The organism is Thermoanaerobaculia bacterium, from assembly GCA_035260525.1.
In the GTDB taxonomy this organism is placed as follows: Bacteria; Acidobacteriota; Thermoanaerobaculia; order UBA5066; family DATFVB01; genus DATFVB01.
Genome location: DATFVB010000127.1, coordinates 1 through 15,049 on the forward strand (window position 1 = coordinate 1; position 15,049 = coordinate 15,049).

Genomic DNA, 15,049 nt, shown 5'->3' on the forward strand with positions numbered 1-15,049 from the left:
CACCCGCGCAGAAAGCCCGTTCCGGGAGGAGAGCATTCTTCATCGAGCCGTTCGGCGACGCGGTTGAACCACTTCGAACGGGCTTTTTTTGAGGAGGCGGTGCTTCGCACCGCGGTGGAGGGTTTGAGCGGGTTTTACCCGGCGCGGAAGGCCTCGCGGCTCGATCCCATCGAAGCCCTGCGGTACGAATAGGGGGGCGTCGGCGGCGCGGGTCCTGTCGCGGCTCCGCCTCCGGTGGCGCCGCGCGGCGCATGCCGAGGACTTTGTTACGAGGCCGATGCGCGGCGCGCGGACGCCAGGAGGCGGAACCGCGACACCCGCGCAGAAAGCCCGTTCCGGGAGGAGAGCATTCTTCATCGAGCCGTTCGGCGACGCGGTTGAACCACTTCGAACGGGGTATCTGAAGGAGACGGCGCTTTGCGCCGCGACGGATTGTCCGGGCGGGTTCTACCCGGCGCGGAAGGCTCCGGCTCGACCGGCCGAGTCATCGATCGTCGTAGGGCTGCGGAAATCGCGCAGCGATTTCCGCAGCCGCTCTTTCCGCGCCCGGGTCCGGAGCGGTGATTTCTCCCTCACGCCTGCTGCCGAATTTCCTTGCCCGCGCCGTCTGCCGGCGGCGACAATGCCGGGATGACCCGCGAGATCGCCGCCGCGGCCTCGTTCTCCTTCCTCCGCATGCTCGTCGCGTACGGGTTCGCGCTCGTGTTCGCGGTCGCGTACGGCGTGGCGGCCGGCCGGTCGAAGCGCGCCGAACGGATCATGATCCCGCTCCTCGACGTGCTGCAGTCGGTTCCGGTGCTCGCATTCTTCCCGGCCGCCGTGTACTTCTTCATCGCCCTGACGCGCGGCGGCCGTTTCGGCGTCGAGATGGCGGCGGTGTTCCTGATCTTCACGGGGCAGGCGTGGAACATGGCCTTCGGCGTCTACGAGGCGGTCACCACGCTCCCGACCGATTCGACCGAGGCGGCGCGCGCGTTCGGCCTCAGCTCGTGGCGCCGGTTCCGCCGGCTCGAGCTTCCCGCGGCGGTGCCCAAGCTCGTCTACAACTCGATCCTCTCCTGGGCCGCAGGGTGGTACTTCCTCGTCGCGTGCGAGATCATCTCCATCGGGAAGAGCTCGTATTCGCTCCCCGGCCTCGGCTCGTTCATTCAGCGCTCGATGGAGTCCGCGGACTTGCGCGGGATGCTCGCCGGGATCGGGACGCTCGTGGCGATCGTCGTCCTCCTCGACGTGCTCGTCTGGCGCCCGCTGACGGTCTGGGCCGAGAAGTACCGCTTCGAATTCACCGCGGGGGCGGCCGGCGAGAGCCGGGTCTACGACGCGTATCGCTCGACCGGTCTGGCCCACGCGCTCGGAGCGTTCTGGGATCGGCTCTGGTCGGGGGCCGACCGGCCGATCGAGCGGCTCGAACGGGTTCCCCGCGACTCCGCGCGCGGCCGCCTGCTGCACGCGTTCCGAATCCTGGCGCGGACCCTCTTCCTCCTCGCCGCCGCGGCCGGCGCCCTCGCGCTGCTGCTCCTGCTCGCGGCGTTCCTGCGGCCGCCGATCCCGGCGGAGGTGGCGAAGATCCCCGCCGCGCTCTTCTTCTCGTTCTGCCGGCTCCTCGTCGCGTACGCGATCTCTCTCTGCTGGACGATCCCGCTGTCGCTCTGGGTCGGCGAGAACGACCGCGTGGCGCGGATCGCGACTCCGATCGCCGAGGTCGCGGCGTCCATCCCGGCGACGGCGTTCTTCCCGCTGATCGTCTTCTTCGTCGTGCGCGCGCTGGGAAGCGTGAATCTGGCGGCGGTGCTCCTCGTGCTCACGGGGATGCAGTGGTACATCCTCTTCAACGCGCTCGCCGGAGCGCGCCAGGTGCCCGGCGAGATGAAGGAGATGACGCGGTCGTTCGGCCTGCCGTTTCACCGCCGGGCTCGACTCGCGATCCTGCCGGCGATGGCGCCGTCGCTCGTGACCGGCAGCGTGACGGGATGGGGCGGCGGCTGGAACGCGCTGATCCTCTCCGAGTACGTCACGTACGGCCACCGCGTCTACGAGGCGCCCGGGATCGGGCAACTCCTCGTTCGCGCCACGGTTTCGGGGAATACGCGTCTCCTCGTGTGGTCGATCGTGTCGATGGTGCTCGTGATCGGGCTCCTCAACCGCTTCGTGTGGAGGAGACTTTACGCGGCCGCTTCCGTAAGATTCCGCATCGATGCTTGAAACCGCGGCGGTCCGGACGGGAGAGCCCGCGACGGGGAAGGGGAAACAGCCCGTCTCGCTCTCCGTCCGTTCGATCACGAAGGAATACGAGCTGCCGACCGGCCCTCTCGTCGTCCTGGAGAACGTCTCGTTCGAGGTCGCGGGAGGCGAGTTCCTCGCGGTCGTCGGCCCCTCGGGGTGCGGGAAATCGACGCTCCTCCGGATCATGGCGGGGCTCGTTGCGCCGACCTCGGGAGAGGTCCTCTATAACGGCACCCCGCTCGCGGGGGTCAACCTGGACTGCGCGATGGTGTTCCAGTCGTTCGCGCTCCTTCCCTGGCTCACGGTCATCGAGAACGTCGAGATCGGGCTGGAGGCGCGCGGGCTCTCGGCGGAGGAGCGCGGCCGGCGCGCGAACTTCTACATCGACAAGGTCGGGCTCGACGGATACGAAGAGGCGTACCCGAGGGAGCTGTCGGGGGGAATGAAGCAGCGGGTCGGCTTCGCGCGGGCGCTCGCCGTCGAGCCCAAGGTCCTGCTGATGGACGAGCCGTTCTCGGCGCTCGACGCCCTGACCACGATCAACCTGCGGGAAGAGCTGATCGACCTGTTCCGCGACCCGGAGATCCTGATCTCGATCGCCGTGCTCGTCACCCACACGATCGAGGAGGCGGTCGAGCTGGCGGACCGGGTGATCGTGCTGTCGTCCCATCCCGGCCAGATCGTCACCGACCGCCGGATCGAGCTTCCGCGGCCGCGCGACCGGCGCGACCCCGCCTTCAACGGGATCGTGAGCGAGATATTCGCGCTGATCACCTGAGATGAAGGAAAGAGAAGAACCTCCCGCCATTCCCTTCGACATCGAGCCGGTGCCCGTGTGCGGCATCTCGCGAGTGCTCGGACTGCTGGAAACGCTCGACGACCGCGGAGGGCGCGAGCCGATCGGCCGGCTGACGCGCGACCTGCACATCGAGTTCGGCGAGCTCCTGTCCGTCGTGAAGGCGGCGGAAATGCTCGGGCTCGTCGACACGCCGGGCACCGACGTCGTGCTCCAGCCCGCCGGGAAGCGGACGATGGAGCTTCCGATGAACGAGAAGAAGAGGACGATCCGCGAGAAAATCCGGAAGCTGCCCCTCTTCGACGCGATCGAGACGCTCCTGCGCCGTCAGGAGGAGCAGCGGCTGCCGAAAGACGTCCTGCTCGAGGAGCTCGCCGTGTGGCTCCCCGACGAGAATCCCGAGACGATGTTCAAGACGATCGTGAACTGGGGCCGGTACGCGGAGCTGTTCGCGTACGACGCCGACGAGGAGCTCCTCTCGATCGACGCGGGCGAATAGGATGGTCGGCCGGATCTGGGAATTCGCGGTCGATCCGGCGCGCGCGGCGGAGTTCGAGAGGTTCGCGGGGGAATGGGCGCTCCCGATGGTGAGCGGCCGGATGGGGTGCTCGGCGGTGCACGTGCTCCGGGACGCGGACGGCCGGTACGTCTGGGTCACACTCTGGCTCTCGCGCAAGGCGCTTCTCGTGGCGGCCGCCTCACCCGAATGGGAAGAGGCGCAGAGGCGGTTCTCGGCGTTCGGCGTCGCCTTCGACCTCGATCACGGACGGGCCTTCGAGTCGATCGCCTCCTTTCGCTCGGGGGGAGGCGGCTGAAGAATCCGCGCCTCGACGAATGGATGATCGCGGCGGGCGCCGCAGACTCCCTCGCGGCGGCGCGGGGCCTCATCCTCGCGGGACGGGTGTCGATCGACGGGAGGCGCGCCGACAAGGCGGGGGAGCGCGTCGCGCCGGGAGCGCGGGTGGAGGTCGCCGCGCGAAAACATCCGTACGTTTCCCGCGGGGGCGTCAAGCTCGCGGCGGCGCTCGACGCGTTCGCGATCGACTGCCGCGGGAAGACGGCGCTCGACGTCGGCGCTTCGACCGGCGGCTTCACGGACTGCCTGCTGCAGCGCGGCGCGGCGAAGGTCCACGCGGTCGACACGGGCTACGGTCAGATCGACTCGCGGCTCCGCGGGGATCCGCGCGTCGTCCTCCACGAGCGCACGAATGCGCGACGGCTCGATCCGGCGGAGTTCCCCGATCCGATCGAGGTCGCCGCGATCGACGTCTCCTTCATCTCGGCGCGCCGCGTTCTCCCGGCGGTCGCGGAACGGCTCGCGCCGGGGGCGTCGGTCGTCGTGCTCGTCAAGCCCCAGTTCGAGGCGCGCCGCGAGGAGGTCCGTCCCGGCGGCCTCGTCCTCGACCCGGAGGTGCGCGCGCGGGTCGTCGAGGAGGTCGCGGCGGCGGCGTCTCCTCTCGGGCTCGCGCGGATCGGGGCGGTGCCGAGCCCGATCGCGGGAGCGCACGGCAACGCAGAGATCCTCCTCGGCCTCCGAAAAGGCGCGTGAAGCTCCCGGGACGACGAGAAACGCTTCCGCGGCAACCGCCGGGCTGTTAGAGTTTTCGGCGTGAAAAGCCGCCCGAAGATCGCGCTCCTCGCCAAGAGGGAAGCGCCCGCGCGGCTGCTCGCGCGAAAGCTCCTCGACGAGTTCGAACGCCGCGGCGCGGACGTGCTCGTCGACGACGAGACGGCCCTTTCGCTCGGCGGCGGCGAGGGATTTCCGCGGCGGAAGATCCCCCGCGACCGCCGGCTCGTCGTGTCGCTCGGCGGGGACGGCACGCTGCTCTCCGCGACGCGCGCCGCGAGCGACGGGGCCGAGATCCTCGGCGTGAACCTGGGCACGCTGGGGTTCCTGACCGGCGTGTCGAAGCGCGAGGTGCGGTCGCTCGCCGCCGACGTCCTCTCGGACAACTTCGATCGCGACGTGCGGCGCCTGCTCGAGGTCTCCGTGAGCGAGGCGGGGGCGCGGACGCGGAAGTTCCGGGTCCTCAACGACGCCGTTCTGAACCGCGGCGCGCTGTCGCGCATCGCGCGCTTCACGCTGCGATTCGACGGGAAGCCCTTCTCGTCGATGCGCGCCGACGGGCTGATCATCTCGAGCCCGACCGGATCGACCGCGTACAACCTTTCGGCCGGCGGGCCGCTCCTTCATCCTCACGTCCACGGATTCATCGTGACCCCGATCTGCCCGCACGCGCTCACGCATCGCCCGATCGTCCTTCCGGCGGGGAAGGCTCTCGAGGTCGCCTTCGAGGCCGGCACGGCGGAAGGGATCTACCTGACGCTCGACGGGCAGGAGGGCTTCCGGCTGCCGTCGGGATGCGTGCTGCGGGCCGGCGTGGCCCGGCGGACCGTCACGCTGCTCCGCCGCCCGCAGAGCGACTATTTCGCCACCCTCTCCGAGAAACTCAACTGGGGCGTGTGAGCGCGCCGGAAGCGCCCCCGCCGCTCGCCCGGATCGCGCCCGTTCGGCTGTTCGGGCTCCTCTTCCTTTTCGCCGTCGCCTGCGGGTACGCGGTCTACCGCTCCGAACGGTTCCAGCAGGCGACGCGCGCCTGGATCGTCCGCACGGCTTCGGCGGCGCTCGAGCGGCCCGTCTCGTTCGAGTCGCTCTCCGTCTCGCTGGTCCCGCCGGGCGTCGCGATCAAGGACGTCCGTGTCGCCGGCGCCCCGGGCGAAACCCGCCCGTTCTTCGAGGCGTCCGAGATCGTGATCGGCGGGCGGTTCTCGCTGATCGGCCGGACGCTCTCGATCGGGTCGATCTCGCTCTCGCGCCCGCGATTCCACGTGGCGGTGCTTTCCGACGGAACCGACAACCTCCCGGCCGGCCTGCGGCGCCGCGGCGGCGGCGGCCTGAAGGTCCGCATCGGGACGGTCGCGGTGACCGCCGGAACGTTCCTCTTCAACGAGGAGCGGATCCCGCTCGATCTCCGGCTCCACGGCTTCGTCTCGGAGCTCGCTTCGACCGGCGCCCCGAACGTGTTCCGAGGGAGGCTCGGCTGCCGCGTCGCGGGTCTCGCGCTCGGGAGCGCGGTGAAGGTGCCGTTCGACCTCGACGCCCGATTCGACCTCGACGCCGGGAGACTCCACGTCGGCGCACTCCAGGTCTCGGGCGCTTTCGGGACGATTCACGCGATCGGAGAGATCCCGAACCTGTCGGCGCCGGTCGTCACGGCGTGGATCGACGGGAGCTTCGACCTTCTTCCGGTCGAGCGCCTCTTCGGCTTGAAGCTTCCTTTCCGCGGCCGGGGAACGCTTTCGGCGGGCGTGCGCGGCGGGAAGGGGGCGCCTCTGCGGGTCACGGGACGCGCGAGCTTCCCGCTGCTGGCGGCGGAGAAGTTCGTGTTCACCGGGGTCGACGCGGTCCTCTCCGCGGACGCCGGCGGTCTGACCGCCGACATCGAGCGCGCGGGCTTCGACGGGGGGAGCCTGGACGGCGCGCTGACGATCTCCCGGTTCGGTCGCTCTCCCCAGGACTTCTCGCTGGTCGTCGACGCGCGCGGAATCTCCGTCGAGCGGTTCTTCGGCGACATCGACCTCCCCGGGACGCGCCTGGCGGGCGCGGCCGACCTCTCGCTCGGCCTTCGTTGGCGCGGCGGCGACATCGATCGGGCCGACGGGGGCGCGCGGCTCGACATCGTTCCTTCGGGGGACGGCGTCCCGCTCTCGGGCGGCGGTCCGGTGGCGGTCCGCCGCGGCTTCCTCGATTTCGAGAAGGTCCTGTTCCGGTTCCCCGAGTCCACGCTCGCTCTCGACGGGGGGTTCGCGCTCGGCGTCTGGGCGCCGCGCTTCCGGTTCTCGATCGCGTCCGACGATTTTCGGGCGCTCGACCTTGTCGCGACGAACTTCTCGCGCGCGATCTCCCGGCGCGCGGCGCCGCCTTTCGGCCTCGCCGGATCGGGGAAGGTCGACGGGACGTTCGGCGGGACGTGGGGCGCGCCGGAGGTCTCCGCCCGACTCGCGGCGGAGAACGCCGAATACGCCGGTCTGCGGCTGGGCACCGTCTACGCGGACCTGTCGGTCTCCGACCGCGCCTTCGACTTCCACCCGCTCCGGAGCTACGACGGCGACTCCCGGCTCGCGCTCACCGGTACGGTCCGCTATGCGCCCAAGCCCGGGAGCCCGGACTTCGCCGTGACCGCCGAAGCGGGGAATTTCCCCGTGGAACGGCTGCTCAAGTTCTTCTCGCTCGACTTCCCGGTGACGGGAAAGGTGACGGGGACGCTGCCGGTCTCCGGCACGAAGAACGCGATGAGCGGGCGCGGCGACATGGTGCTCGAGCGAGCGACCGTCTGGGGCCAGCCGGTCGACCGCGTCGCCGCCCGGCTGGAGCTCGTCCCGGGGACCTTCGCGCTGAAGTCGATCCGCGGCCAGATCGGGGACGCGGTCTTCGGCGGCGAAGGCGCGTACACGCTCGCGGGGGAGAGCTTCTCGTTCCGGCTTTCGGCCGACAACCTCCCGCTCGCGAAGATCGCGCTCCTCTCGCCCTCGGGCGATCTCGAGGGAGAGGTCTCGTTCCACGCGGAAGGGAGCGGGACGCTGGACCGGCCGACGATCCGCGCGTCGGTGCAGACGCGGAAGCTTCGCGTGATGGGACACACCGTTCCCGATACCCTCGCGCCGGCGGCGACGATCGCCGTCGACCGGGGCGCCCTCGCGCTCGAAGCGGGCGCTCCGGGACGCTGGAGCGTCGAAGCCCGCGGGCCGCTGACCGGGCGCCAGCGCCGGGTCGACGTCTCGGTGACGGTGCCCGACGTCTCGGTTCTGGCCGCCGTGTTCCCCGCCCTGCCGCGGGGGCTCGGCGGCGAGATCGCGGCCTCCGGCTCTCTCGACCTCGCGCCGGACCGATGGGCGCTCCGGGATGCGCGGCTGACGGTCTCGCGCCTCCGCCTCGCGTCGGGCACGGCGGCGCTCGCCGCCGCCGCGCCGTTCGCGGTCCGGTACGCGGACGGAAAGGTCGCCGTCGACAAGGCCGCGTTCGAGGGGCCGGGCACGCGCGTCGACGCCTCGCTCGCGGTCGACGTGGCGCACGGCGGCGCGCTTTCCGGCACGCTGACGCTCGCGGCAGATGCCGGAAATCTCGAGCGGCTGGCCGAAACGGAGGCGACGCTGTCGGGGGACCTGCGCGCGCGGCTCTCGCTTTCCGGAACGGTCGGCCGGCCGCTCGCGACGGGCCGGGCGACTCTCGCCGACGGACGTTTCAAGTCACCGGACTCGCCCTACGTCCTCGACGCGATCGCAGCCGAGGTGGCGTTCGCGGGCACCCGGGTCTCGATCGACGCCCTCCGGGCGCGGATGGGCGGCGGCGACCTCTTCGTGACCGGGGACGCGCAGCTCGACGGCTACGCCCTCAAGTCCTTCCGCCTCGTCGCGCAGGCCCAGAACGTGACGTTCCGCTCGTTCGAGGACCTGAGCCTTCAGGCGAACGCGGACCTGACCGCGGCGGGCACGCCGGAAGACGCGACCGTGCGGGGAGAGGTCACGCTCCTCTCGGGGACCTACACGAAGGACTTCGCGCCGACGCTCGCGAGCCTCTTCGGAAAGAACCGCGAGATCGCGTACGAGGGGGCGCGCGAGACGTGGCAGGACCGCGTCGCCCTGGACGTCCATGTCGTCTCGTCGGCCGCGCTCGAGGTGCGCAACAACCTCGCGCGCCTGACCGCCTCGGTCGACCTCCTCGCGCGCGGCACGCTCGCCGACCCGGTTCTCCTCGGCCAGATATCGATCGACGAGGGGGGGAAGATCACGCTCCAGGACGTCAAGTACGAGATCGTCTCCGGGACGATCTCGTTCGGGAATCCGACGCGGACCGAGCCGATCATCGACGTCACGGCGACCGCGGAGGTCAAGGGATACGCGATCAACGCGCAGGCGGTGGGGACGCTCGGCGGACGATCGCGCGTGCAGTTCAACCTCTCCTCCGATCCGCCGCTGACGAACGAGCAGATCGCGAACCTTCTCCTGACCGGGGCCGCGCCCGAGAGCGCCGGCGCGCGCGGCGGAGAGAGCACGACCGCTTCGTCGGTCGTCGGCAGCCTCGCCGGCCTGGCGTTCCGGCCGGTCACCTCGCGCGTCCAGCAGCTCTTCCGGCTCGACCGCTTCCAGGTCGACCCCGTGCTCCAGTCGGCGCCCGGCTCCTCCGGCGGCGCCGTGATCACGATCGGGAAGAATCTCTCGAAGGACCTGTCGGTGACGTACTCGTACTCCGCCGAGACCAACGCGCAGTCGGTCGTCCTCGTGGAATACCAGATCGACGCGAACAAGGTGCTGCAGGCGAGCAAGGACGAGAACAACGTCTATTCGATCGGCGTGAAGTTTCGGAAGCGGTTTTGAGGACGCTCCGGACGGTCTCGGCGGTCGCCGTCATGCTCCTTCCGCTCGCCGCGGCCGGCGCCGAGCCGCGGCTCGAGGGACGGACGATCGCGTCGGTCGCGTGGGACGCCGACGGGCCGGTCGACGGCGCGGAAATCGTGCGGCTCGTGGAGCTGCGCGCGGGGCGCCCGCTCGACGAGGACGCGGTGCGCCGCTCGGTCCAGAATCTCTACGCGACCGAGCGGTTCGCCAACGTCGAGGTCGACGGCGAGCCGGTCCCCCCCGACCGGGTCGCGGTGACCGTGCACCTGTTCCGGGCCTACCGCGTCGGCTCGATCCGCTTCGAGAACCGTCCCGTCTCCGCCGACGCGCTCCGCCGCGCCCTCGGCTTCGCCGTGGGAGGCCCGTACCAGGAGCCGGAGATCCGGGAAGGGATCGGACGCATCGAGCGGTTCCTGGCGACGGAGGGGTTCTCGCAGGCGGCGGTCACGGCCGGCACGGAGTTCGACCGCGCGCGGTTCGAGGCCCGCGTGATCTACCGGATCGCGCCCGGCCGGCCGACGCGGCTCGTCGCTCCGATCTTCGACGGCGATCCGTCGCCCTTTTCGCCGGCGAAACTGATCGCTGTCTCGAAGCTCAAGAGCGGCGACCGGTACCGGGAAGAACGGGCCCGGAAGGCGGCCGAGGCCATCCAGGATTTCCTGGTCGCGGAGGGTCGCCTGAAGGCGGAGGTCCGCCTGATCGGCGTCGAGACGCACGGCGACACGGCCGCTCCCGTTTTCCGGGTGGAGATCGGACCCCCGATCGTGTTCGAGACCGTCGGGGTCGAGGAGAAAAAGGTCCGGCGCGATTTCGCCAACCTCCTGAAGAACCAGGTCTTCCAGGAGGACCTCCTCATCCGGTACGTCGCCACGCTCCGGCGCCGTTACCAGGAGGCCGGGTATCACGAGGCGAAGGTCGACTACACGATCGACGACAAGGGGACTCCGATCACCGTCACGCTGACCGTGCAGCGCGGGCCGAAGGAGTACGTCTCGTCGATCGTGCTCGAGGGCGTGCACGGGTTCCCGGAATCCCGCATCCGGGCGCTCCTCCTCACGCGCCCGCGCTCGCTCCTCCATCGCGGGCGCCTGGTCGACGCGGTCCTCGCCGACGATCGAACGGCGATCGAGGGCTTCTACCGGGTGCACGGGTATACGGAAGCGGCGACCGTCCCTCCCCGGATCGCGCCCGGGCCGAAAGCGGGCGCGATGGTGGTCACGCTCGCCGTGGCCGAAGGGCCCCGGACCGAGGTGCGATCGAGCGACCTCGACGGCGTCACCTTCGGCGACCGGACCGCGCTTCGCCGGAAACTCACGCTTCGTCCCGGCGGCGCCTACAGCGCGCAGAAGGCGGCCGACGACCGGGCGGAGATCCTCGCGTGGTACCGGGATCGCGGCTGGACGTCGGCGGGCGTCGAGACCCGCGTCGCGCTGACCCCCGACCGGAGCCTCGCCGACGTGACGCAGCTCGTGCGCGAGGGTCCGCGGGAGTTCTTCGGCAAGACGATCGTGCGCGGCAACGCGCGGACGCTCACGTCTCGCATCCTGCTGCCGGTGTCGTGGGAGGAGGGAGAACCCTTCTCCGAGACGAAGCTCCTCGACGCGCAGCGCGACATCTCGCGGACGGGGGTCTTCCAGAAGGTCGACGCCCGCCGCGCGCTGCCCGATCCCTCGACGCCGGAGCGCAACGTGCTGATCGACGTGGTCCCCGGCAGGCCCCTCTCCCTCCTCTACGGCGCCGGGTACCAGTACGAAGCCGAGACGGGGGAGCAGAGCCCGTACGTCCTCTTCGGCATCGGCTACAACAACCTCTTCGGCTCGTTGCGGTCGATCTCCCTCGAATCGCGTTACGCGCCGGAGACGAATCGGGGGCGCGTGTTCCTGAACTACCGCGACCCGTTCTTCTTCGGCGCCGAGGTGCCCCTCGTCGCCTCGATCTTCTACGCGCGCGAGCCGATCCAGAAGATCGACATCCGGCGGCAGGGCGCGTTCATCGAGGCGACCCGGCAGCTCACGGGGCGCGTCCGCGTCGGACTCCGGTACGAATTCCAGCGGATCTCGACGGGCAACACCGACCGGCTCGAGCTTCAGACGATCCAGCCCTTCGACCGCGACATCGCGGAGCAGACCGTGGGCGCGACGCTCCTCTACGACACCCGCGACGAGATCATCGACCCGCATCGCGGCCTCTTCTTCAGCGCCTTCGCGAAGAAGGCGTTCCCCTCGAATCTCCTGGCCGCCGATGCCCGGTACGTGAAGGCGTACGCGCAGCTCTCGGGCTACGTTCCGCTTCTCGGGGGCGTCCTCGCCGGGTCGGTGCGGGCGGGAAAGGGGTGGGTCGGCGGGGGGTGCGTCATCGGCGGAGTTTCGACGTCCTCCGCCTCGTGCATCCCGATCGCCGAGCGGTTCTTTGCCGGGGGGCGGACGTCCAATCGCGGCTTCGGGTACGCGGTCGAGGGGATTTCGGACGAGACCGTCGACTATTCCGTCATCGAGGTGCCGGTAAAGGCGGGCGACGAGGGACGGGGCACCTGCCGCGGGATCGACCCCGAGGGGGGAGCCAACTTCAACTGCGACTTCGGCCCGCGCGTCGTCGGAGGATCGTCGATCGCCGGCTTCAACGTCGAATGGCGGTTCCCGATCGCCGGCAACTTCGGAGGCCAGCTCTTCTACGACGCGACTCAGGTCTGGGGCGACGGAAGCTTCCACCTCGGCATCGAGGGAGACCGCGGTCTGCGGCAGACGGTCGGATTCGGCGTCCGGTATCTCACGCCCGTCGGGCCGCTGCGGTTCGAATTCGGGCGGGTCCTCCATCCGAGAACGATCGACGCGCCCCTTCTGCTCTTCGACCGGGCGACGGGGAACACGGATCCGATCGACCACCGCACGGTCGTCCAGAAGGAGCCGACCTACAAGCTTTTCCTCTCCATCGGCTACGCGTTCTAGACCGTCGCCTTCGCGACGCTCGCGCGGCTCGGATCGCGAATGCTCCCGCCGCGCGGGCGTTCCGTTCGGTTACTTCACGGAACGCTCTCCGCGCGTCGGCCTCTCGCGGCTCGGGCTCCTGCCCTCGACCGCTTCGGCGCCCGACGGGACCAATGAGAGCCCGAAGACCGTCGCATTCGCGACGCTCGCGCGGCTCGGATCGCGAATGCTCCCGCCGCGCGGATCCAGTTTCGTGGGCCGGGAAAGGATTCAGGAAGCCCTCTTTTCCGCGGCCCGGCGGATCCGGCAGGCCGAACCGACGTTCGAGCGCCGCAGGCCGCCGGCGGAGAACCCCTATTTTTAGAGTAAAATAGAGCTAATGTCCTCGCGCGTCGCCCTTTTCGAGCATCCGGAGATCTTCTCGAAGAAGGTGAGATACGACTACCTCTTCGAGCTCGAGACGTGGCTCAAGGGGATCGAAGCGTTCCTCCAGGTCGAGAACCTGCCCCTCTCTCCGGAGGAACGGGGACGGATCGCGATCCGCAATTACGTCGACGAGGTCGCGATCGCCCGCGACACGCTGATCTATGTCGGGCGGGTCACGCAGAAGCTCCTCGGCGAGGGGAAAGAGGACTTCGCCTCGTTCATCCAGTACCTCGAGCGCCAGATATCACCCGGTTCCATCGACGCCTCGCGCCGGGAGCTCCGGCTCGCGCGCGCGGAGGTGGAGATCGCGGAGGCCGTCGAGAAGATCGAGGACTTCGTCCGCATCTTCGACGAGCTGGCGCGCTCTCCGTACATCGGGCACGCGACCTATGTCTCGGCGGGGCGGGCGCTCCTGCGGAACCTGCGGGACGACCCGAACCTCGGGGTCTTCTTCCGCGAGGACCTGCTCCCGCTGTTCAACAGCGCGGACAAGCGGGCGCTCGCGCGGATCATGGACCGCGTCGCCGATCGCCGCGCCCGGCGGGAGCTCGGCACGCTGTTCATCGGGCTGTTCAAGGCGCTGCATTACGCCGACGTGGCGACCGCGACGATGGCGCGGACGGCGTCGCGGCGGCGGACCCTCGTCCTCTTCTCGCGGATCTGGTCTCTCGCGCAGTCGCTCTCGGAGTACATCCGGACCCGGCTCATCGCGGAGGAGCCCGAGGAATCGGGGCGTTCCGACGTGCTCGACCGCCTCCTCTTCTCGACCGAGATGGAGCTCCGGAAGGTGCTCGAAGGGGAGCTCGTGGACGTCGCGCACCTGAAGGAATCGCGCACGGCGCAGGAACGGATGGAGAACGCCTGCGGCATCCTCCGCGATCTCTTCCAGCAGAACATCCTCGCGCTCGCCGAGGCGTACTCGGGGCCGGTCGACGCGCGCCGGATCTTCCCGGAGCACGTCACGCGGCGGCAGCAGTCCCTGCGGCTGCGCGAGGAGCTCTGGGGACTCGTCGTGTCCTGCCGGCGGTTCCAGGAGTCGCCCGACAAGAAGCGGCTCGACGCGTTCGCCGACGACCTCGCGGCGTTCCGTCGCGGCGGGATGCGGTATCTCATGTTCAAGGACTGGTCCGTGTTCGACCGGTTCGCGAACGGTTTCGCACGCGATTGCTCCACGAAGACGTTCCTCTCGGCGGCGCACCAGTTCGAGATCTACACGAAGACCCTGATCCGGGAGATCGGCAAGCGCCAGGTGCTCTCCGACCGGCCGTTCGCGCCGAAGGCGGTCGAAAAGCAGGAAAAGGAAGCGACGTGACCGGGAAGCGCGGGGCGAACGAGTTCGAAGACATCGAGAAGGCGATCGAGGATTTCCGGCAGGGGAAGTTCGTCGTCATCGTCGACGACGAGGACCGGGAGAACGAAGGCGACCTCGCGATCGCCGCCGAGCGCGTGACGCCCGACGCCATCAACTTCATGGCGCGGGAGGGACGGGGGCTGATCTGCCTGTCTCTCACGTCGGAGCGCTGCGACGAGATCGGACTGCCGCCGATGGTCGAGGACAACACGTCCCCGTTCGGGACCGCGTTCACCGTCTCGATCGAGGCGCGCGGCCGGGTCACGACCGGGATCTCGGCCGCCGACCGGGCCGCAACGGTCCGCGTCGCGATCGACCCGGCGACGAAGCCCTCCGACCTGCTCCGCCCCGGACACATGTTTCCGCTGCGCGCGGCGCCCGGCGGGGTCCTGAAGCGCGCCGGCCAGACGGAGGCGTCGGTCGACCTCGCCCGCATCGCGGGAATGACCCCGGCGGCGGCCATCTGCGAGATCATGAACGACGACGGCACGATGGCGCGGCTGCCGGACCTCCGGAAGTTCATCGCGCGGCACGGCCTGACGCTGATCACGGTCGCGGATCTCATCCGGTACCGGATGCAGACGGAACGGCTCGTGCGCCGGATCGCCGCTCCCTCGCTCCCGACCGCGTACGGCGACTTCCGGGTCGTGGCCTATCGCAGCGACGTGACGCACGAGGAGCACGTGGCGCTCGTGGCCGGGGAGATCCGCGAGGACGAGCCGGTGCTCGTGCGGGTGCACTCGCAGTGCCTGACGGGCGACGTCTTCGGCTCTTCGCGCTGCGATTGCGGCGAGCAGTTGAAGCTCGCGATGGAGAAGATCACGGCCGAAGGGCGCGGGGTCCTGCTCTACCTCCTCCAGGAGGGAAGGGGGATCGGCCTCTTCAACAAGCTCAAGGCGTACGAGCTGCAGGACCAGGGACACGACACGGTCT

At 69.9% G+C, this 15,049-nt stretch carries 10 protein-coding genes; all 10 read left to right on the forward strand.

Translation table 11 applies throughout. The annotated features are described in order from the left end of the window. Positions 1-630 precede the first annotated feature (630 nt). Entirely contained in the window at positions 631-2,202 is a 1,572-nt protein-coding gene (locus VKH46_06015) for an ABC transporter permease subunit (protein HKB70381.1), read from the forward strand. Then, positions 2,195-3,001, forward strand: a complete 807-nt coding sequence (locus VKH46_06020; protein ID HKB70382.1) for an ABC transporter ATP-binding protein — start codon at positions 2,195-2,197, stop codon at positions 2,999-3,001. The genes VKH46_06015 and VKH46_06020 overlap by 8 nt, the downstream gene beginning before the upstream one ends. Position 3,002: 1 nt before the next feature. Further along, positions 3,003-3,518, forward strand: coding sequence for an AAA-associated domain-containing protein (locus VKH46_06025; protein HKB70383.1), 516 nt, complete (start codon positions 3,003-3,005; stop codon positions 3,516-3,518). Position 3,519: 1 nt separating this feature from the next. Further along, a complete protein-coding gene (locus VKH46_06030; GenBank protein HKB70384.1) occupies positions 3,520-3,834 on the forward strand; it encodes an antibiotic biosynthesis monooxygenase in 315 nt (104 codons plus the stop codon). Continuing rightward, positions 3,831-4,568 (forward strand): TlyA family RNA methyltransferase, encoded by a 738-nt coding sequence (locus VKH46_06035; protein ID HKB70385.1) that lies wholly within the window; start codon positions 3,831-3,833, stop codon positions 4,566-4,568. Before VKH46_06030 ends, VKH46_06035 begins: the two co-directional genes overlap by 4 nt. 60 nt (positions 4,569-4,628) lie before the next feature. Then, the gene (locus VKH46_06040) at positions 4,629-5,486 is read left to right on the forward strand and encodes an NAD(+)/NADH kinase (GenBank protein ID HKB70386.1); all 858 of its coding nucleotides are present in this window, start codon (positions 4,629-4,631) and stop codon (positions 5,484-5,486) included. Beyond that, positions 5,483-9,394, forward strand: a complete 3,912-nt coding sequence (locus VKH46_06045; GenBank protein HKB70387.1) for a translocation/assembly module TamB domain-containing protein — start codon at positions 5,483-5,485, stop codon at positions 9,392-9,394. The genes VKH46_06040 and VKH46_06045 overlap by 4 nt, the downstream gene beginning before the upstream one ends. Beyond that, positions 9,391-12,360 (forward strand): POTRA domain-containing protein, encoded by a 2,970-nt coding sequence (locus tag VKH46_06050; protein HKB70388.1) that lies wholly within the window; start codon positions 9,391-9,393, stop codon positions 12,358-12,360. Before VKH46_06045 ends, VKH46_06050 begins: the two co-directional genes overlap by 4 nt. 358 nt (positions 12,361-12,718) lie before the next feature. Then, positions 12,719-14,077, forward strand: coding sequence for a hypothetical protein (locus VKH46_06055; GenBank protein ID HKB70389.1), 1,359 nt, complete (start codon positions 12,719-12,721; stop codon positions 14,075-14,077). After that, the coding region (gene ribB, locus VKH46_06060; GenBank protein ID HKB70390.1) for a 3,4-dihydroxy-2-butanone-4-phosphate synthase at positions 14,074-15,049 on the forward strand (976 nt) is incomplete at its 3' end. The genes VKH46_06055 and ribB, both read left to right, overlap by 4 nt.